Origin of the sequence: Sphingomonas phyllosphaerae FA2 (genome assembly GCF_000427645.1) — a bacterium.
Taxonomy (GTDB): domain Bacteria; phylum Pseudomonadota; class Alphaproteobacteria; order Sphingomonadales; family Sphingomonadaceae; genus Sphingomonas; species Sphingomonas phyllosphaerae.
Map to the genome: position 1 here is coordinate 2,854,591 of NZ_KE386571.1, position 18,204 is coordinate 2,872,794.

The following is an 18,204-nucleotide window of genomic DNA, read 5'->3' on the forward strand; positions in this document are numbered from 1 at the left end:
GTACCTTGTGCAGTGCAGCAGACACTTCAGCGCGCCCGCACGTAGCTGCCTGGCGCGTCCTCGATCGCGGGCAGCGCACCTGCGCCCGGTATGCGCGCGTCGTCCGCCGCGACCGTCGCGGGGGCGTGAGCACGGAGCCATGCCGACCAATCGTTCCACCAGCTCCCCTTCACCTCGCGCGCGCCCGCGACGAAGGCGTCGAGCGTGTCGGCGGGTTGGTCGTTGATCCAGTGCTGATATTTCCCGGCAGCCGGCGGGTTCACCACCCCTGCGATGTGGCCCGAGCCGGCGAGCACGAAGCGCAACGGACCGCGCAGATGCTCGGTCAGCTTCCAGACGCTTTCGGCGGGCGCGATGTGATCCTCGCGTCCCGCCTGCACATAGGCGGGGGTTTCGACCTTTCCGAGATCGAGCGGCACACCGCCGACGCTCATCGCACCGGGCTGGATCAGCAGATTGTCGCGGTACAGGTCGGTCAGATAGGCGAGGTGCCATTTCGCGGGCAGATTGGTGACGTCGCCGTTCCAGTGGAGCAGGTCGAACGGCGCATAATCCTTGCCGAGCAAATAGTTGTTGGTGACGTAATTCCAGATCAGGTCGCGCCCGCGCAGCAGGTTGAAGGTCGCGGCGAGATAGCGGCCGTCGAGAAATCCCTGTGGGCTGAGCGTCGCGATCATCTTGAGCTGTTCGTCGTCGACGAAGTGGAGCAACTCGCCCGCCCGGCTGAAATCGACCTGCGCGGTCAGGAAGGTCGCGCTCGCCACCTTGTCGGCCTGCTCCTTGGCGGCGAGCCACGCGAGCGTCGCGGCGAGCGTCGTCCCCGCAACGCAATAGCCGACCGTATGCACCGCGGGCACGTCGAGCAGACCGCGGACGGTGTCGATCGCCTCGACCTGCGCGGCGACGTAATCGTCCCAGATCACGTCGGCCATCGACGCGTCCGCCGACTTCCACGACACCATGAACACGGTGATCCCCTGCGCCACCGCCCAGCGGATGAAGCTCTTCTCCGGGGTGAGGTCGAGGATGTAGAAGCGGTTGATCCACGGCGGAAAGATCAGCAGCGGCGTCGCCAGCACCGTCTCAGTGGTCGGCGTGTACTGGATCAGTTCGTAGAGCGCGGTGCGCTTGACCACCTTGCCCGGCGTCGCGGCGAGATTGCGCCCGACCTCGAAGGCGGTCCCTTCGGTATGCGTCAGCTGCCCGCGGCCGATGTCGGACAGCATGTTGGTGAGCCCGGTGAGCAGGTTCTGCCCGCGCGTCTCGATCGTCTTCTCGATCACCTCCGGGTTCGTCACCGCGAAGTTCGACGGGCTCATCGCATCGACGAAGCCGGACGTGGCGAACTTGAGTTGCGCGCGCGTTCGCTCGTCGACGCCCTCCAGCGCATCGACCCCGCGCAGCATATGGTCGGCGATCAGCGCATAGCTCTGCCGCATCCAGTCGAACGCCGGGTTGCTGCGCCACGCGGGGTTGGCGAAGCGGCGGTCCTTCTCCTTCGGCCGTTCCGCCTCGGGCGCGGCCGGCGTGGTGAAGCGCTGCCACAGCGCGAGGTAATCGCTCCAGAAATCGCGCGTCTGTTCCGCCAAACTCTCGGCCGGCGCGAGCGGGACGCCGGCCTCCAGCATCATTTGCTGCGCGCGGCCCATCAGCCATGTCCAATGCTGGAGATCGGCGAGATCGGGGGTCGCGGTCGTTGGCGGGACGTCGGGGTTGGTCACGCGGACTCCTCTCCTGTAGCTGACGTAACGTAACGACGTTGCAGCACGAAGTCAGGTCCACGGCTTTTTGTTGCGCGGGGTGCCCGGCGCGCGCGATTGGCTGTATAGCCGGCGGCGCAAAGGAGTATCAGCCCCGTGTCCGACGAATTCTACCGCATGAAGCGCCTGCCGCCCTATGTCATCGCCGAGGTCAATGCGATGCGGGCACAGGCGCGTGCGGGTGGCGAGGACATCATCGATCTCGGCATGGGCAATCCCGACCTGCCCCCGCCCGACCATGTGATCGCCAAGCTGATCGAGGTCGCGCAGAAGCCGTCGGCTCACGGCTATTCGCAGTCGCGCGGCATCCCCGGCCTCAGGCGCGCGCAGGCCAATTATTATGGACGCCGCTTCGGGGTCGATATCGATCCCGAGACCGAAGTCGTCGTGACGATGGGGTCGAAGGAGGGGCTAGCGAGCCTCGCCACCGCGATCACTGCGCCGGGCGACGTGGTGCTCGCGCCCAACCCAAGCTATCCGATCCATACGTTCGGGTTCATCATCGCCGGCGCGACGATCCGTGCGGTGCCGACGACACCCGACGAACATTATTTCGAGAGCCTGCAACGCGCGATGGAGTTCACGATCCCGCGCCCGAGCGTGCTGGTCGTCAATTATCCGTCGAACCCGACCGCCGAGACCGTCGACCTCGCCTTCTACGAGCGGCTGGTGGCGTGGGCGCGCGAGAACGAGGTGTGGATCCTGTCCGACCTCGCCTATTCGGAGTTGTATTTCGACGGCAAGCCGACCGTCTCGATCCTGCAGGTGCCGGGCGCGAAGGATGTCGCGATCGAATTCACTAGTCTGTCGAAGACCTATTCGATGGCGGGCTGGCGGATCGGTTTCGCGGTCGGCAACAAGAAGCTGATCGCGGCGATGACGCGGGTAAAGTCGTACCTCGATTACGGCGCGTTCACGCCGGTGCAGGCAGCGGCGTGCGCCGCGCTCAACGGGCCGCAGGATATCGTCGAGAAGAACCGCCAGCTCTACCACAAGCGCCGCGACGTGCTGGTCGAGAGTTTCGGGCGCGCGGGGTGGGACATTCCTGCCCCACCCGCGAGCATGTTCGCCTGGGCGCCGCTGCCGCCGGCGTTGAAGCATCTGGGGTCGCTGGAGTTTTCCAAGCAGTTGCTGACCCACGCCAAGGTCGCAGTCGCGCCGGGGGTCGGTTACGGCGAGAACGGCGAGGGGTTTGTGCGGATCGCGATGGTCGAGAACGAGCAGCGGCTGCGGCAGGCGGCGCGCAATGTGAAGCGCTACCTGCAGAGCATGGGGGTGAACACGCCGGGCAAGGTTGCGGGGTGAAATAAGGGGGCGACCAGCCCCCCCCCTTGCCGTCGCCCCGGACTTGATCCGGGGCCCCGCTTCTTCTTGTCGAGCGGCGAGGAAGAAGCGGGATCCCGGATCAAGTCCGGGATGACGATGGATTGGGGCCAAGCCACCCGTTATTGCGAGCGTAGCGAAGCAATTCACAGCGTCGTGGTCCGGCTCTGGATTGCTTCGCTGCGCTCGCAATGACGCGCGCGGCACCGACACGAAAAGGCCGGCCGCTGGACCCAGCGACCGGCCTTTTTCATCCACACCCAGGCGACGGGATCAGCCGTCGTAATCGGCGCCGAGGTTCTGGTTGCGCGGCGGGGCGACGGCGGTGAGGCGCAGCGCCTCGGCCGAGGCGGCCAGGCTGCCGATCTCGTCGGCCTCTTCCTCGTCGTCGATCTGGACACGCTGAAGGCTCTGCACCACCGATTCGTGCAGGTCCTTCGGCCGCACCGTCTCCTCGGCGATCTCGCGCAGCGCGACCACCGGATTCTTGTCGCGATCGCGATCGATCGTCAGTTCGGCTCCGCCCGACACCTGCCGCGCGCGCTGGGCGGCGAGCAGGACCAGATCGAAACGGTTCGGGATCTTGTCGACGCAATCCTCGACAGTGACGCGCGCCATCCGCGTATCCTCTAAACGGTAAACTCAGGGAAGCTGGAGCAGGTACGCGGTGGAGGGCCATTCGTCAAGGAAAGGCTGTGCTTGCCCGGTGGCGGCGCAGTCGCCATCTGCGGGATCATGGAGGACGCCGCCCCGCAACCTGTGTTCACGGTCGACGGCAACCGGCTGACCCTGCTCGACACCGGGCCGCGGCGACTCGAGGCGGTGCTGGCGCTGATCGACGGCGCGCGCCGCTCGCTGCGCATCCTCTATTATATCTATGCCGACGATACGACCGGGCGCCGGGTCAACGCCGCGCTGATCGCGGCAGCGCGGCGCGGGGTGGCGGTCAAGCTGATCGTCGACGGGTTCGGGAGCGAGGGCGACGATTTCTTCGATCCGCTGCGCGACGCGGGCGTGTCGGTGTGCCGCTTCTCGCCGCGGCTCGGGCGGCGGTACCTGTTGCGCAACCATCAGAAGCTCGCGCTCGCCGACGCGGAGGGGGATGCGCGCATCATCATCGGCGGCTTCAATATCGAGGATGATTATTTCGGCACGCCGCGGGAGCAAGCGTGGCGCGATCTCGGGCTGCTGCTCGAAGGGCCGGCGGCGGCGCGGATGGCGGGCTATTTCGACGCGCTGGAGGACGGCATCCACAGCGGCGGCAAGATCCGGCGGCTCAACAAGGCGCTCGCGCAATGGAGCGAGCGCGAAGGAAAGCTGCGCTGGCTGATCGGCGGGCCGACGCGGCATCTGTCGCCGTGGGCGCGCGCGATCCGCGCCGACATGCGTCATGCCAAGCGCATCGACATCATCGCCGGCTATTTCACCCCGAGCCCGACCGTGCTGCGGCGGCTCGACCGCGCGGGGAAACGCGCGGCGACGGTGCGCGTCGTCACCGCATCGCGCTCCGACAACAATGTCACGATCGCCGCGTCGCGGTTCACCTATGCCGGGTTGCTACGCAAGGGCGTGCGGATCTGGGAATATGCCGCGACCAAGCTGCACACCAAGCTGTACGTGGTCGATGATGCGACCTGGATCGGCAGCGCCAATTTCGACATGCGCAGCCTGTTCATCAATCTCGAGCTGATGCTGCGGATCGAGGATGCGGCGTTCGCGGACCATGTGCGCGGCTATGTCGATGGAGAGATCGCCCAGTCGAACGAGGTGACGGTCGAGGCGTATCGCAAGGCGACCGGGTGGTGGCAGCGGTCGAAACAGTTCGTGGCGTATCTGCTGACCGCGGTCGCCGATCCGGCGATCTCGCGCGGGCTGAACTTCGGGATCGACGAGTAGTTCGTCACTGCGAGCGTAGCGACGCAGTCCAGAGCCGGACTAGGACGCCGTGGATTGCTTCGCTACGCTCGCAATGACGGCTGACCTTGCGCTTTCGTCGCCCCGGACTTGATCCGGGGCCCCGCTTTCCAGCAGCGTCTGAACAAGAAGAAGCGGGGCCCCGGATCAAGTCCGGGGCGACGAACCGCAGCCATCACTCCACCGCCAGCGCTTCCTCTTCCTGCTCCTGCGCCTGTCGCGCCCACATCTCCGCGTAGAGCCCATTCTGCGCCAGCAGCGCCGCGTGCGTGCCGCGCTCGACGACGCGCCCGGCCTCCAGCACGACGATCTGGTCGGCATGGACGATCGTCGACAGCCGGTGCGCGATCACGATCGTGGTGCGGCCGCGCTCGATCGCCTCCAGCGTCTCCATGATCTCGGCCTCGGTGCGGCTGTCGAGCGCGCTGGTCGCCTCGTCGAGGATCAGGATCGGGGGGTCCTTGAGCAACGTCCGCGCGATCGCGACGCGCTGCTTCTCGCCACCCGACAGCTTGAGTCCGCGCTCGCCGACGCGCGTGGCATAGCCGTCCGGCTGCCGTTCGATGAACCCGGCGATCGCCGCGCCGCGCGCCGCCTGCTCGATCGCGGCCTGATCGGCGTTGGCGCGGCCGTAGGCGATGTTGTAGCCGATCGTGTCGTTGAACAGCACCGTGTCCTGCGGGACGATCCCGATCGCGGCGCGCAACGACGGCTGCGCCACCTTGGCGATATCCTGCCCGTCGATCGTGATCCGCCCGCCACTGACGTCGTAGAAACGATACATCAGCCGCGCGAGCGTCGACTTGCCCGCTCCCGACGGGCCGACGACCGCGCAGGTGGTGCCGGCCGGCACGTCGAGGTCGATGCCTTTCAGGATCGGCATCCCGGCGTCATAGCCGAACATGACATTCTCGAACCGCACCGCGCCGCGCGACACCAGCAAGGCCGGCACGCCGGGCGCGTCGACCACTTCGGACGGCGTGTCGATCAGGTCGAACATCGCCCCCATGTCGATCGCGCCCTGCCGGATCGTGCGGTAGACCATCCCGAGCAGGTCGAGCGGTCGAAACAACTGCGACAGCAGGGTCGAGACCAGCACCACCTCGCCCGCGGTGAAGCGTCCCTGGCTCCAGCCATAAGCGACCCACGCCATCCCGCCGCCGAGCATCGCGTTGGTGATCGCGGCTTGTCCGATGTTGAGCCACGCGAGGCTGTTCTCGCTGACCACCGCGGCATCGGCATAGGCGCGCATCGCGCGATCGTAGCGCTGCGCCTCGCGTTCCTCGGCGCCGAAATATTTGACGGTTTCGAAGTTGAGCAGCGAGTCGACCGCATGCGCGACCGCGCCGGTGTCGAGGTCGTTCATCCGCTCGCGGAGTGCCGAGCGCCAGTCGGTGACGAGCCGCGTAAACCAGATGTACAGCGCGACCATCGCGACGGTGCCCGCGACCAGTTGCCAGCCGAACTTTACCCAGAAGATGCCGAGCACCAGCGTCAGCTCGAACACGGTCGGCGCGATGTTGAACAGCAGGAAATAGAGCATCGTGTCGATGCTCTTGGTGCCGCGCTCGACCACCTTGGTCACCGCGCCGGTGCGGCGTTCGAGGTGGAAGCGCAGCGAGAGCTGGTGAAGGTGGCGGAAGACGCGCGCCGCCAGTCGGCGGGTCGCCTCCTGCCCGACGCGCTCGAACACGGTGTTGCGCAGATTGTCGAACAGCGTCGTGCCGAACCGCGCCGCGGCATAGCCGACCACCAGCAGCACGATCAGCGACAGCGGCGTGGTCGGCACCGCCATCCCGTCCACCGCGCCCTGCAATGCGAACGGCGCGCCATAGACCTGCACCAGCTTCGACAGCACGACCAGCACCATCGCGCCAACCACGCGTAGCTTCATTCCGGGCGCGTCGGCGGGCCAGAGGTCGGGCAGGAAGCGGCGGAGCGTCGGCAGCAGCGGGCGCTCGGCGGCGGAGAAGGTCGATCTGTCGGGTGGCATGGGTGACGGGGATGTCGTGCGCGAGAGCACGCGCGTCAACCGTCCCGCGGCGGGACCGGCGGCGGATCGGAACGAGCCGGGCGCGTACTCGTTTTAACCGCGAAGGGAAGACGACATGGAAGCAGCGTTCTTCGTCATGGCGATCATGGGATGCGGCGACGCCGCCAGCGCCTGCGCCACCGCCCGCATCGAACCGGCGCGTTATGCGACGGTGCAGCAATGTCAGGCCGCGATGGCCGACGTGCTCGCGCGCAACAACGACCTCGATTATCCGGTGGTCAGCGCGGCGTGCCAGCGCAATGGCGCGCAGATGGTCGAGCGGGGTTCGGGTAAGGCGCGAGGGTAATAACCGGCGTCATCCCCGCGGAGTCGGAGATCCAGAACCTCTGACGTCCCGACCCTCGCGACGACCTGCGCGTCTGGATTCCTGCCTGCGCGGGAATGACGGTCAGCCCGCCCGCACCGCCGTCACGAAATAATCGAGCGCGGTCGATCCGCCGAGCGTGAAGCCGCTCGCGCCGACCGACAGGCCGGTGACGTCGATGACCTCCAGCCCCGCCTCCGCGATCATCGCCGACAGTTCGTCAGGGGTGAGAAACTTGTCCCAATCGTGCGTTCCGCGCGGGATCTGGCCGAGCCGCTCGGCGCCCTCGACCAGCGCGACGCGCGACCACCAGGTGCGGTTGGGCGTGCTCATCACCAGCAGCCCGCCGGGCGGGACCGCCGCCGCCAAGCCGGCGACGAACGCGCGCGCGTCGGCGACATGCTCGACCACCTCAAGCGAGCAGACGAGATCGAACGTCTCGCCCGCGACCGCCTCGACCCCGCCGGCGCGATAGTCGATCGCCAGCCCACGCCCCTCGGCATGGACTCGCGCCACCGCGATGCTCTCCGCCGCCGCGTCAACCGCGGTCACCGCGCCGCCCATCCGCGCGAGCGGCTCGGCAAGCAACCCCGCGCCGCATCCCATGTCGAGCGCGCTTTTGCCCGCCAGCGGCGAGAAGGTGCGGTCGTCGAGATCCCAATGCCGATCGATCGCGCCGCGCAGATAGCGCAGCCGCACCGGGTTAAGCCGGTGGAGCATCGCCGAGGAGCCCTTGGGGTCCCACCATTCCGCTGCCAGCTTGCCGAAATGCGCCGCCTCGCGCCCGACGACGGAGGCGTGCGGGACGGCGGGGATGGTTGCGGTTGTTACGCTTGCGTCGGTCATGCCCGCTTCCTATCAGGACGCCCCTCTCATCCCAAGGCGTTTGGATACGGCATTGGCGCGCATCGTCATGAAATTCGGCGGCACCTCGATGGCGGGGATCGAGCGAATCCGCTCGGTCGCCGCACGGGTGAAACGTGAGGCCGCCGCCGGCAACCAGGTCGCGGTGGTCGTCTCGGCGATGGCGGGCGAAACCGACCGGCTCGTCGGCTTCTGCCGCGAGGCCTCGCCGCTGTACGATCCGCGCGAATATGACGTCGTGGTCGCCGCGGGCGAGCAGATCACCAGCGGCTTGCTCGCGATCGCGTTGCAGGCGATCGGCGTGCCGGCGCGCTCCTGGCTGGGGTGGCAATTGCCGATCCACACCGACGAGGCATTCGCCAAGGCGCGGATCGGCACGATCGATACGCAGGCGCTCGATGCCAGCCTGTCGGCGGGCGAGGTCGCGGTGATCCCCGGCTTTCAGGGCGTGACCGCTGACGGCCGGATCACGACGCTGGGGCGTGGCGGGTCCGACACGTCGGCGGTGGCGATGGCGGCGGCGATGAAGGCCGATCGCTGCGACATCTACACCGACGTCGACGGCGTCTATACCACCGACCCGCGGATCGTGCCGCGCGCGCGCAAGCTCGCCAAGGTGACATATGAAGAGATGCTGGAACTCGCCAGCGTCGGCGCCAAGGTGCTCCAGACCCGTTCGGTCGGGCTGGCGATGAAGGAGAAGGTCCGCGTTCAGGTGCTGTCGTCGTTCACCGGCGACGACGCCCCGATGGCGGACACATTGCCCGGTACGATGATCGTGGGCGAAGAGGAGATCGAAGACGTGGAACGCCAGCTCATCACCGGCATCGCGCACGACAAGAACGAGGCGAAGATCACGCTGACCAGCGTGCCCGACAAGCCCGGATCGGTCGCGAGCATCTTCGAGCCGCTGGCGGCGGCGAACATCAACGTCGACATGATCATCCAGAATATCGCGCACCGCAGCCCCTCCACGACCGGGGCGAGCAGCAGCGCGACGGACGTGACCTTCACGGTGCCGGCCGCGGACCTGCCGCGTTCGATCGAGGCGCTGAACCAGGCGCGCGAGACGATCGGCTTCGGCGAGCTGATCCACGACATGCGCGTCGCGAAGATCAGCGTCGTCGGGGTCGGGATGCGCAGCCACGCGGGTGTCGCCAGCTCGATGTTCACGACGCTGGGCGCACGCGGGATCAACATTCAGGCGATTTCGACCAGCGAGATCAAGGTTTCGGTTCTGATCCACGAGGATGAGACGGAGTTGGCGGTACGCGTTCTGCACACGGCGTACGGGCTGGACGCCGACGAAGCGGCGTGAGGTTCGTGGCGGCGGGCTGAGAAATACCCTTCGTCGTCGCCCCGGACCTGATCCGGGGTCCCGCTTTCACGCTGCGTCGAGAAGAAGCGGGATCCCGGGTCGAGCCCGGGATGACGGCGGGTTTGGGGCGATCCAGCCGCACACCCTCTCCGTCATCCCCGTGGAGGCAGGGATCCAGAACCTCGGACGTTGCGGCTCGAACGACGACCCGCGCGTCTGGATTCCCGCCTTCGCGGGAATGACGGAGTGGGGGACGATGCCGCCCCGCTAACTCAGTCCTGCGCGACGATCTCGCCCGCGACCTGCGAGTCCGGGATGCGCGTGCGCTCGGCCTGAAATCCCAGTGTTGCGCGGCCGTGTGCGGTGCCCGCGACATCGGCGATCAGGTACAGCGGGCGGCGTTTCGCCTCGATGTACAGGCGGCCGAGATATTCGCCGATCATGCCCAGCACGAACATCTGGATCGACGACAGCACCACGACGACCAGCATCGTCGAGGTCCAGCCCTGCACATGGTCGCCGACGAAATAGCCCCAGCCGATATAGACCAGCAGCAGCATCGAACATGCCGCCAGCACGACCGACAGATGGCTGGCCCAGCGCAGCGGCGCGGTCGAGAAACCCGTCACCGCGTCCAGCGCGAGCCGCACCATTTTGCCGAGCGGGTAGTTCGTCTCGCCCGCATGGCGTTCGGCGCGGTCGTAGGCGAACGGCACCTGACGGAAGCCGACCCACGCCACCATCCCGCGGATGAAGCGCGCCTGTTCGGGCAGCGCGAGGAGGGCGTCGAGCGCCCGGCGGGTCATCAGCCGGAAATCGCCGGTATCGAGCGGGATCGCGGTATCGGTGACCCGGTCGAGCACGCGATAGAACGCCGCCGCGGTCGCCTTCTTGAACAGCGTCTCGCCCTCGCGCTTCCGCCGCACCGCATAGACGACATCGGCCTGTTCCCGCGCCATCATCAGCCGCATGTCGGCCAGCAGCTCGGGCGGGTCCTGCAGATCGGCGTCGATGATCAGGATCTGCTCGCCCGCGCAGAGGTCCAACCCGGCGGTCAGCGCGAGTTGGTGCCCGTGGTTGCGCGACAGGTTGATCGCAACGACGCGCGGGTCCTCGGCGGACAGACGCTGCATCGCCGCCCAGCTGTTGTCGCGCGAACCATCGTTGATCAGCACAATCTCGTGATCGTCGCCGACCGCCGCCCGCGCTGCCGCGGACACGCGTGCGTGGAGCAGCGGCAGCGTGGCCTCTTCGTTATAGCAAGGGACGACGACCGAAAGTGCGGGACGATGCATAGCCCCCGCGTCTAACCGAAGCTCATCCGCGCGTCACGATCTTTACCAAACGTCCCGGCGTCAATTGTGCCTCATCTTCGATCGCATTGAGCGTCATAAAGCGATCGCGTCGCAGATCGTCATAGGCCATCTGCCGCGACAGTGAGTCGATCGTGTCGCCGCGCTTGACCGTGACGATGCGGATCCGCTTGCCCGATCCCTTCTCGTCATAGGCCAATCCGTCGAGCTGGCGGAGGAACGCCACGTCCTGCGGCGGCTCGGTCAGCGGACGCCCCGTTGCCTTGGCGAGCGCGGCGGCTCGGCGCACGCGGTCGGCGCTGTTGGGGTGGGTCGAGGCCCAGCTCGGCACCTGCTGCCCGCCCTTGCCGCCGACCTCGGCCTGCAACTGGCTTTGCGCGTCGAGCTGCGCGAGCATGTCGGCCGCGGCATAGGGATCGTAGCCGGCGGCGGTGATGTACTTCACGCCCAGCCCGTCGGCGGCATATTCCTGATCGCGGCCGTATTTCAACACGTAGAGTTGCGCCCCGCTGCGCGCGGCGGTGCCGACCAATTGGCCGGCCGCGCTGTTGCCCGCCGCCGCACCGACCACCGCGGCCAGCACGCCGCCGATTGTCGCGCGCTGGTTGCGCGACGCCGAATGGCGCGCGGCGACATGGCCAACCTCGTGCCCCATCACCGACGCCAGTTCCGCCTCGGTGTTCATCAGCGCCAGCAATTGACGCGTGACGTAGATATAGCCGCCCGGGATCGCGAAAGCGTTCTCTACCGGCGAGTCGAGCAGGGTTACGATAAAATCGCCCTGCGCATTGGACAGACCCGACTGCACCGCGACGCGCTTACCGACGCGTTCGACATACGCAGCCTGCGGTCCGCTGTATTTGCCGCCAAACTGCGTCACCAACTGCGGGTTTGCGCGGGCCCCCAGCGCCTTGTCATTTGCGGAAATCGCCTGCGCGGCGGCCGGTGACGCGGTGGTCGCCAGCATCGCGGCAAGCAACATGGGTCGTAGCATGATCGTTCCTCCCGTACCCGCCAGAATGCGGGAAGGCAGCCGTGGTTTCCACCGGCCAAGATGGCTTGGGTTGCCGGAGATGCTAAGCCGCTGATTAACGTGATGTTGATTCGTGATTGGGCAGAAACTCGCCCGACGACGAATCGGGATTTCCGCTATTATGTTGAACAGCTTGCCGATCGGGAAGAAGATCGCGGCCGCCTTTTGCGCGGTGATCCTGGCGGTGCTGGTGATGATGACCGTGCTATGGATGCTCCTGTCACGGATCGAGGCGACCAGCGACGTCGGCGCACGCGGGCAGGAAGTGCTGGCGCAATCGCTACAGATCGAGATCGGCATGCTGCGCCAGAACAGCCAGATGCGCGGCTTTCTGGTGACCGGTGACGAAGGCTATCTGAAGCAATATCACGAAGGGCAGTCGCAGGTCGCGGACGGCACGGCCAAGCTGCACACCCTGTTCGCCGATCGGCCGGCGCAGCGCGCCAAGGTCGACGAGTCGCTCGCCCGGGCTGCCGATTGGCGTCAGCAGGTGGCGGACCCGATGATCGCGCTGGCGCGCACCGACCGCATGGCGGCGCAGGAGCGGCTGCGCGCGGTCAGCAAGAAAGTGACGCTCGTCCCCGTGCTCGCCCCGTTACGCGAGCTGCGTGACGAAGAGACCGCACGCGGCGAGGAAGCCAGCGCGGCCCGGACCAGCGCACTGCTGACCGGCAAGATCGCGCTGGCGCTCGGCGGGCTGGCGATGATCGGCATCGCGGTGCTGGTGTCGATGTTGCTGAGCCGTGCGCTGGCGCGTCCGGTCGTGCGGCTGACCGGGGTTATGGACACGCTGGCGCGCGGCGATCACGGCTTGAGCGTGCCCGATACGGAGCGCGCCGACGAATTGGGCAGCATGTCGCGCGCGGTGCTCGTCTTCCGCGACGCCGCCGCCGCCAAGGCGCAGGCCGATGCCGAGCAGCAGCAGGTGATGACCGAGGTCGGCGCCGCACTCGCGCGGCTGGCGGAGGCGGATCTGTGCGCGACGCTGCGCGGCTTCCCCCCTTCCTATGCGGCTCTCGAACGCGACTTCAACACCGCAGTGGAGCGGCTCGCGGCGGCGCTGGGCACGGTGCGCGGCAGCGCCGGCGGGATCGCGACCAGCACCGCCGAAATGCACGCCGCCACCGACGATCTCGCGCAGCGAGCCGAACAACAGGCGGCGAGCCTGGCCGAAAGCGCCGCAGCGGTCACCGAGATCGCGTCATCGGTGCGCGCCACCGCCGATGAGGCGAAGGCCGCGATCGGCGTCGTCGATCGCGCCACCGCCGACGTGCGCCACAGCGAGGAGATCGTCCGCCGCACCATGGCCGCGATCAACGATATCGAACGCTCTTCGAACGAGATCGCCGAAATCATCGCCTTGATCGACGGGCTGTCGTTCCAGACCAATCTGCTTGCGCTCAACGCCGGGGTCGAGGCCGCACGCGCGGGCGATGCGGGCAAGGGCTTCGCGGTGGTCGCCAGTGAGGTACGCGCGCTTGCCGAACGCTCGGCGGATGCCGCGCGCGACATCAATGCACGGATCACCAACACCGTACAGCGCGTCCGCAGCGGTGTGGAACTGGCGCAGGAGACCGACACCTCGCTGCGTGCGATCACCAGCGGGATCGACGAGATCGCCACGTTCGTGACCAAGATCGCCGACAGCGCCGCCTCGCAGGCCGCCAGCATCGGGCAGGTCAACGTCGCGATCGGCGAGATGGACAGCGCGACGCAGGCCAATGCCGCGATGGTCGAGGAAGTCACCGCCGCGTGCCGCCTGCTCACGACCGAGACGGTGACGCTGGAGGGTCAGGTCAACCGCTTCCGCGTCGACGCATCGTCGGCGCGGGCCGCGCCGGCTGCGCCGGTGCGACGTCCGGTGCGGGCCGCTCCTGCGACGGTCACCCGCGGCAATGTCGCGCTCAAGGCGGTCGAGGAGGACTGGAGCGCGTTCTGACCTAATCACCTGAATTATAATTTTAGATCAGGAGCCACCTCGTCTGCCGCTTGTTCGATCGGGCAGCAACGGGAGATGGATGATGGGCAGGACTTACTGGCCGGCCGGGGCCGGCGTGGCGTTGTTGACGGTGGCGGTGGCGGGGTGTGTCGATCCGTCGGCGCGGATCGCTTCCTCGCTGGAAGGCTATGGCTTCGCTCCGGATCAGTCGCAGTGCGTCGGCGACCGGCTCGAGAAGAACCTGTCAATCGGCCAGCTTCAGCAGCTCGGGCGCGCGGCGCGCGCGACGCGCGAGGGCGACACGACGTCGGGGCGGCTGACGGTCGGGGACTTCGTTCGCGTCGCCGGGCAGGTGAAGGATCCCAAGGTACCGCTCGAAGTCACCAAGGCGGCGGCCGGTTGCGGGATCGTCACCAGCGCGCCGGCGGTGCTGTAGAGCGTGGCAAGGTCTGCTTAACGAGCGCTATGTTCAACCCGACGTCTTCATGACCTGGCGCTGATCGGCAGTTACCGGGCACCTGCCTCCTTTCGTCATCCCGGACTTGATCCGGGATCCCGCTTTTGCCGCGGTCGCCAAGAAGAAGCGGGGCCCCGGATCAAGTCCGGGGCGACGGGCGAAAGGCGTTCGACCCGAAAGCGTGCCGTTCAATCGTAACTACCGCTAAGAGGGCGGTCGGCTATCGGGAAATTGGTTCGTCGTCGGACGCGGGTAAGGTCAGACCCGCTCCGCCGCGTTGACCGCATCCGCCGCGCGCAGGGCCGACAGCAGCCTCATCAACTGGTGCGCGTCGTGCACCTCGACATCGATGACGTTGGTGTGGAATTGCGTGTCGCGGTTGTCGAGCCGCAGGTTGATGATGTTCGCCTTGTGCTGGCCGATGATCGTCGCGAGCATGCCCAGCGCGCCGGGCTGGTTGCGCACCTCGACCGAGATGCGCGCCGTCGCGCCCTCGGTGGCGTGGCCCCATTGCACGTCGATCCAGTCCGTTTCGTCCTCGCTGCGCTCCGCCAGATCGGCGAGCACGCGGCAGTCGATCGCATGGACCTCGATCGAGGCATCGGGACGACGGAGCCCGACGATGCGGTCGCCCGGCACCGGATGGCAGCAATCGGCCAGTTCATAGGCGACGCCGGGCGCCAGCCCCTCGATCGAGATCGCGCTCGACTGCGGCGGTGCGTTGGCGACATCGGCACCCGCCGATCCGGGCATCAGCGCCTCCATCACCTGTCCGTCGGTCAGCGTGCGGCGCGCGATCGCCTGCATCAGCGCCACCTCGTCCGCGAGCTTCAACCGCTTGAGTGCTTCGTCGATCGCGTGATCGGCGAGGGTGGCGGGCAGCCGCTGGACGATGTCGTCGTAGAGCTTGCGACCGAGCGCGATCGTCTGCTCGCGCTCCTCGTTGCGCAGGTGGCGACGGATCGCGGCCAGTGCCTTGGCGGTGATGGCGACCTTCAGCCACGCCGGCTGCGGCACCTGCGCCTTGGAGCGCAGCACCTGCACCTGATCGCCATTCTCCAGCACCGTCGACAGCGGCACGACGCGCCCGTTGACCTTCGCGCCGACCGCCTGATCGCCGAGATCGGTATGGACCGCATAGGCGAAGTCGATCGGCGTCGCGCCCTTGGGCAACTGGATCAGTTCGCCCTTCGGGGTGAAGGCGAAGATGCGATCCTGGTACATCGCGATGCGGGTATGTTCGAGCAACTCCTCGGGCGTCTCGGCGGTGTCGAGGATCTCGACCAGATCGGCGATCCAGTCCTGCTGCGAATCGGGGCGGACCGGGTGAGCGCCGACGGATTGCTTGTACGCCCAATGCGCCGCCAGCCCGAACTCGGCCTCGGCATGCATGTCGGGGGTGCGGATCTGGATTTCGATGCGGCGGTTCTCGGCGTGGATCACGCTGGTGTGGAGCGAGCGATAGCCGTTGCGCTTTGGGGTCGAGATATAATCCTTGAAACGCCCCGGCACCGCCGGCCACCGGCGATGGATCAGGCCAAGCGCGCGATAGCAATCCTCGATCGTCGGGACGATCGCGCGGAACGCCATGATATCGGACAGCTGCTCGAAGCTGATGTGGCGCTCCTGCATCTTGCGCCAGATCGAATAAGGATGCTTCTCGCGCCCCGACACCTGCGCCTCGACCCCGCCGCGGCCGAGCAGCAGCTTGAGCCCCGAGCCGATCTTGGCGATCCGGTCGCCGCCCGATCCTTCCTTGAGCTGTTCCAGCCGCTTGGTGATCGACTCGTACGCCTCGGGCTCGAGCTGGGCGAAGGCGAGCGTCTGCATCTCCTTCATGAACTCGTACATGCCGATCCGCTCGGCGAGCGGGGCGTAGATGTCCATCGTCTCCTTGGCGATGCGGCGGCGCTTCTCCGGCTTGGGGATGAAGTGCAGCGTGCGCATGTTGTGGAGCCGGTCGGCCAGCTTCACCAGCAGCACGCGGATGTCGCCCGACATCGCCATCAGGAATTTGCGGAGGTTCTCGGCGGCGCGCTCGTTCTCGGTCTGCGCCTCGATCTTGCTCAGCTTGGTGACGCCGTCGACCAGCCGCGCGATGTTCGCGCCGAAGATCCGTTCGATCTCTTCGGAAGTGGCGACGGTATCCTCGACGGTGTCGTGGAGGATCGCGGTAGCGATCGTCTCGTCATCGAGATGCAATTCGGTCAGGATGCCCGCCACCTCGATCGGGTGACTGAAATAGGGATCGCCGTTGGCGCGTTTCTGCGTCCCGTGCGCGTTGACCGAAAAGACGTAGGCGCGGTTGAGCATCGCCTCATTGGCGTCGGGATCGTAGTCGAGGACCCGGTCGATCAGTTCATATTGTCTCAACACGGGATGAGGATGGGGCCGGTTACGGCCGCAATGCAACATTCCCGTGCAGAAAAATGCCGCCACGCCGCGCGACGTGGCTATTCGGCATCGCTTTTACCGCTTTCCTCGATCAGCGCGCGGCCCAGCGGACCGCGTTGGTCAGCATCCGGTGCACGTTGGCATCGTCATAGACCGCCGGCTCATGCCCCAGCGCCGAGTAGAAGACGCGGCCCTTGGCGCGGGGATTGACCCACGCCACCGGATGCGACGCGCCCATGGCGAGCTTGCCGCCGACGCGGTAGCTCTTCTCGTCGACGCGCGCGAGCACGGTCATGCCGCGCGTCGCGGGATCGTTCGAGAAGGAATACCATTCGTCAGCAAGGGGAAAACGCTTCGCGACGCCGGCCATGACCGCATGCTGCGGCTTGTCGACGATCACCTGTGCGGTCTGGATATGATCGTCGCCATTGGGATGGCCGATGAAGGTCGTGCCGATGATCGTGCTGTCGTACCACGGCTCCTTGTGGCTGTCGTCGCCAGCGGCATGGAGCGCGACGACGCCGCCGCCCCGTGCCACGAAGCGCTCGAACGCCGCGAGCTGGTCGGGACTCATGAAGTTGCCGCTCGCGCTGTTCAGCACGACGACCGCGAAGTGGCTGAGATCGCGGTCGTTGAAGATCGCGGCGTTCTCGGTCGCGAAGCTCTGGCGGCCGAGCTTTTTCGCGATGTCGCCCAGCACCTCGTTGGAGTGCGGGATATGCTCGAAGTGCCGCCAGCCGTTGGTCTTGGAGACGATCAGCACCGCACCCTTCAGCCCGGTGGGCAGGGTCGGCGCGACGGTGTCGACGACCGGCGCGGGCAGATGCGGATTGTCGGGCGCCTGCGCCGCGGCCAGCATCGCGATCATCATCAAAGATTTCAGCATTATCCGTCTCCTGCCGACAGCGTAGACGGGGATGTGCCGGAGGTGAAGCGGACTTTGGTCGTGGAAGCATCCTCGTCATCCCGGACTTGATCGAGACCTCTGCGAAAATGTGCTGACGTTTCGGCATGGATATGATTCGATGCTGTGGGAGGATCGGCGTCGATGGAACAGCGGGGATTTGCGGAGGCGTTTTTGCCGGCGGGGTTTGGCCGGAATGCGCGGTTGGAGCGGATCGCGGCGCTGATCGACTGGGCGCCGGTGGAGGCGCTGGTGCGGCGGGTGCGGCCCGGGACGACGGGACGTCCGCCGTACCGGGCGCTGGCGATGGTGCGGGCGCTGCTGCTGCAGCAATGGTATGGCTTGTCGGACCCGGGGCTGGAGGAGGCGCTATCCGACCGGGTATCGTTCCGGCGGTTCTGCGGCCTGGCGCTGGAGGAGCCGACGCCGGATGAGACGACCTTGTGCCGCTTCCGGCTGGCGCTGGTCGAGGCGGGGCTGGGCGAGGCGCTGTTCGTCGAGGTNCAGCGNCANCTCGANGCGGCAGGNTTCCTGGTCAAGTCCGGTACGTTGATCGACGCCACGCTGGTGGAGGCGGCGGTCCGTTGTCCGCCGCGCAGTGCCCGGCCGGCGGAAGGCGGGGAGAGCC

At 67.1% G+C, this 18,204-nt stretch carries 15 protein-coding genes; 7 read left to right on the forward strand and 8 right to left on the reverse strand.

Annotation, left to right across the window (positions count from 1 at the left end):
* Positions 1-26: 26 nt before the first annotated feature.
* Complete coding sequence (locus SPHPH_RS0113845) at positions 27-1,721, reverse strand: PHA/PHB synthase family protein (protein WP_028967224.1); 1,695 nt, start codon at positions 1,719-1,721, stop codon at positions 27-29.
* A 135-nt stretch (positions 1,722-1,856) separates the two neighbouring features.
* On the opposite strand from SPHPH_RS0113845, the gene SPHPH_RS0113850 reads away from it, so the two are divergent.
* Complete coding sequence (locus SPHPH_RS0113850) at positions 1,857-3,065, forward strand: LL-diaminopimelate aminotransferase (protein WP_028967225.1); 1,209 nt, start codon at positions 1,857-1,859, stop codon at positions 3,063-3,065.
* 291 nt (positions 3,066-3,356) lie between these two features.
* Here the strand turns inward: SPHPH_RS0113850 and rpoZ are convergent, their stop codons facing one another.
* Positions 3,357-3,701 (reverse strand): DNA-directed RNA polymerase subunit omega, encoded by a 345-nt coding sequence (gene rpoZ / locus SPHPH_RS0113855; protein ID WP_028967226.1) that lies wholly within the window; start codon positions 3,699-3,701, stop codon positions 3,357-3,359.
* 117 nt (positions 3,702-3,818) lie between these two features.
* On the opposite strand from rpoZ, the gene SPHPH_RS0113860 reads away from it, so the two are divergent.
* Positions 3,819-4,979: a phospholipase D-like domain-containing protein gene (locus tag SPHPH_RS0113860; protein ID WP_028967227.1), complete on the forward strand. Its 1,161-nt coding sequence runs from the start codon at positions 3,819-3,821 to the stop codon at positions 4,977-4,979.
* 193 nt (positions 4,980-5,172) lie between these two features.
* Here the strand turns inward: SPHPH_RS0113860 and SPHPH_RS0113865 are convergent, their stop codons facing one another.
* The gene (locus SPHPH_RS0113865) at positions 5,173-6,990 is read right to left on the reverse strand and encodes an ABCB family ABC transporter ATP-binding protein/permease (RefSeq protein ID WP_028967228.1); all 1,818 of its coding nucleotides are present in this window, start codon (positions 6,988-6,990) and stop codon (positions 5,173-5,175) included.
* A gap of 115 nt (positions 6,991-7,105) precedes the next feature.
* On the opposite strand from SPHPH_RS0113865, the gene SPHPH_RS0113870 reads away from it, so the two are divergent.
* Positions 7,106-7,336 carry a hypothetical protein gene (locus tag SPHPH_RS0113870; protein ID WP_028967229.1) on the forward strand — a complete coding sequence of 77 codons (231 nt, stop codon included), beginning with the start codon at positions 7,106-7,108 and terminating at the stop codon, positions 7,334-7,336.
* Positions 7,337-7,438: 102 nt separating this feature from the next.
* Here the strand turns inward: SPHPH_RS0113870 and ubiG are convergent, their stop codons facing one another.
* Positions 7,439-8,200 carry a bifunctional 2-polyprenyl-6-hydroxyphenol methylase/3-demethylubiquinol 3-O-methyltransferase UbiG gene (ubiG, locus tag SPHPH_RS0113875; RefSeq protein WP_037488605.1) on the reverse strand — a complete coding sequence of 254 codons (762 nt, stop codon included), beginning with the start codon at positions 8,198-8,200 and terminating at the stop codon, positions 7,439-7,441.
* Positions 8,201-8,252: 52 nt separating this feature from the next.
* Here ubiG and SPHPH_RS0113880 point away from each other — a divergent pair, with 52 nt between their 5' ends.
* Positions 8,253-9,536: an aspartate kinase gene (locus tag SPHPH_RS0113880; RefSeq protein WP_028967231.1), complete on the forward strand. Its 1,284-nt coding sequence runs from the start codon at positions 8,253-8,255 to the stop codon at positions 9,534-9,536.
* Positions 9,537-9,808: 272 nt separating this feature from the next.
* On the opposite strand, the gene SPHPH_RS0113885 is transcribed toward SPHPH_RS0113880, so the two are convergent.
* Both SPHPH_RS0113885 and SPHPH_RS0113890 read right to left on the reverse strand, forming a co-directional pair.
* Entirely contained in the window at positions 9,809-10,831 is a 1,023-nt protein-coding gene (locus SPHPH_RS0113885; protein WP_028967232.1) for a glycosyltransferase family 2 protein, read from the reverse strand.
* A 22-nt stretch (positions 10,832-10,853) separates the two neighbouring features.
* The gene (locus tag SPHPH_RS0113890) at positions 10,854-11,843 is read right to left on the reverse strand and encodes a M48 family metalloprotease (RefSeq protein WP_037488608.1); all 990 of its coding nucleotides are present in this window, start codon (positions 11,841-11,843) and stop codon (positions 10,854-10,856) included.
* Positions 11,844-12,003: 160 nt separating this feature from the next.
* On the opposite strand from SPHPH_RS0113890, the gene SPHPH_RS0113895 reads away from it, so the two are divergent.
* Together SPHPH_RS0113895 and SPHPH_RS0113900 are read left to right on the forward strand one after the other, a co-directional pair.
* Entirely contained in the window at positions 12,004-13,821 is a 1,818-nt protein-coding gene (locus SPHPH_RS0113895; protein WP_051273027.1) for a methyl-accepting chemotaxis protein, read from the forward strand.
* An 82-nt stretch (positions 13,822-13,903) separates the two neighbouring features.
* Positions 13,904-14,257 carry a hypothetical protein gene (locus tag SPHPH_RS0113900; protein ID WP_028967234.1) on the forward strand — a complete coding sequence of 118 codons (354 nt, stop codon included), beginning with the start codon at positions 13,904-13,906 and terminating at the stop codon, positions 14,255-14,257.
* A 279-nt stretch (positions 14,258-14,536) separates the two neighbouring features.
* Here the strand turns inward: SPHPH_RS0113900 and SPHPH_RS0113905 are convergent, their stop codons facing one another.
* Positions 14,537-16,654: a RelA/SpoT family protein gene (locus tag SPHPH_RS0113905; protein WP_028967235.1), complete on the reverse strand. Its 2,118-nt coding sequence runs from the start codon at positions 16,652-16,654 to the stop codon at positions 14,537-14,539.
* A 109-nt stretch (positions 16,655-16,763) separates the two neighbouring features.
* A complete protein-coding gene (locus tag SPHPH_RS0113910) occupies positions 16,764-17,558 on the reverse strand; it encodes a ThuA domain-containing protein (protein WP_238303103.1) in 795 nt (264 codons plus the stop codon).
* A 162-nt stretch (positions 17,559-17,720) separates the two neighbouring features.
* Between SPHPH_RS0113910 and SPHPH_RS19850 the strand changes: the two genes are divergently transcribed.
* Positions 17,721-18,204: IS5/IS1182 family transposase (locus SPHPH_RS19850; RefSeq protein WP_037488610.1), on the forward strand; the 484-nt coding region annotated here is incomplete at its 3' end.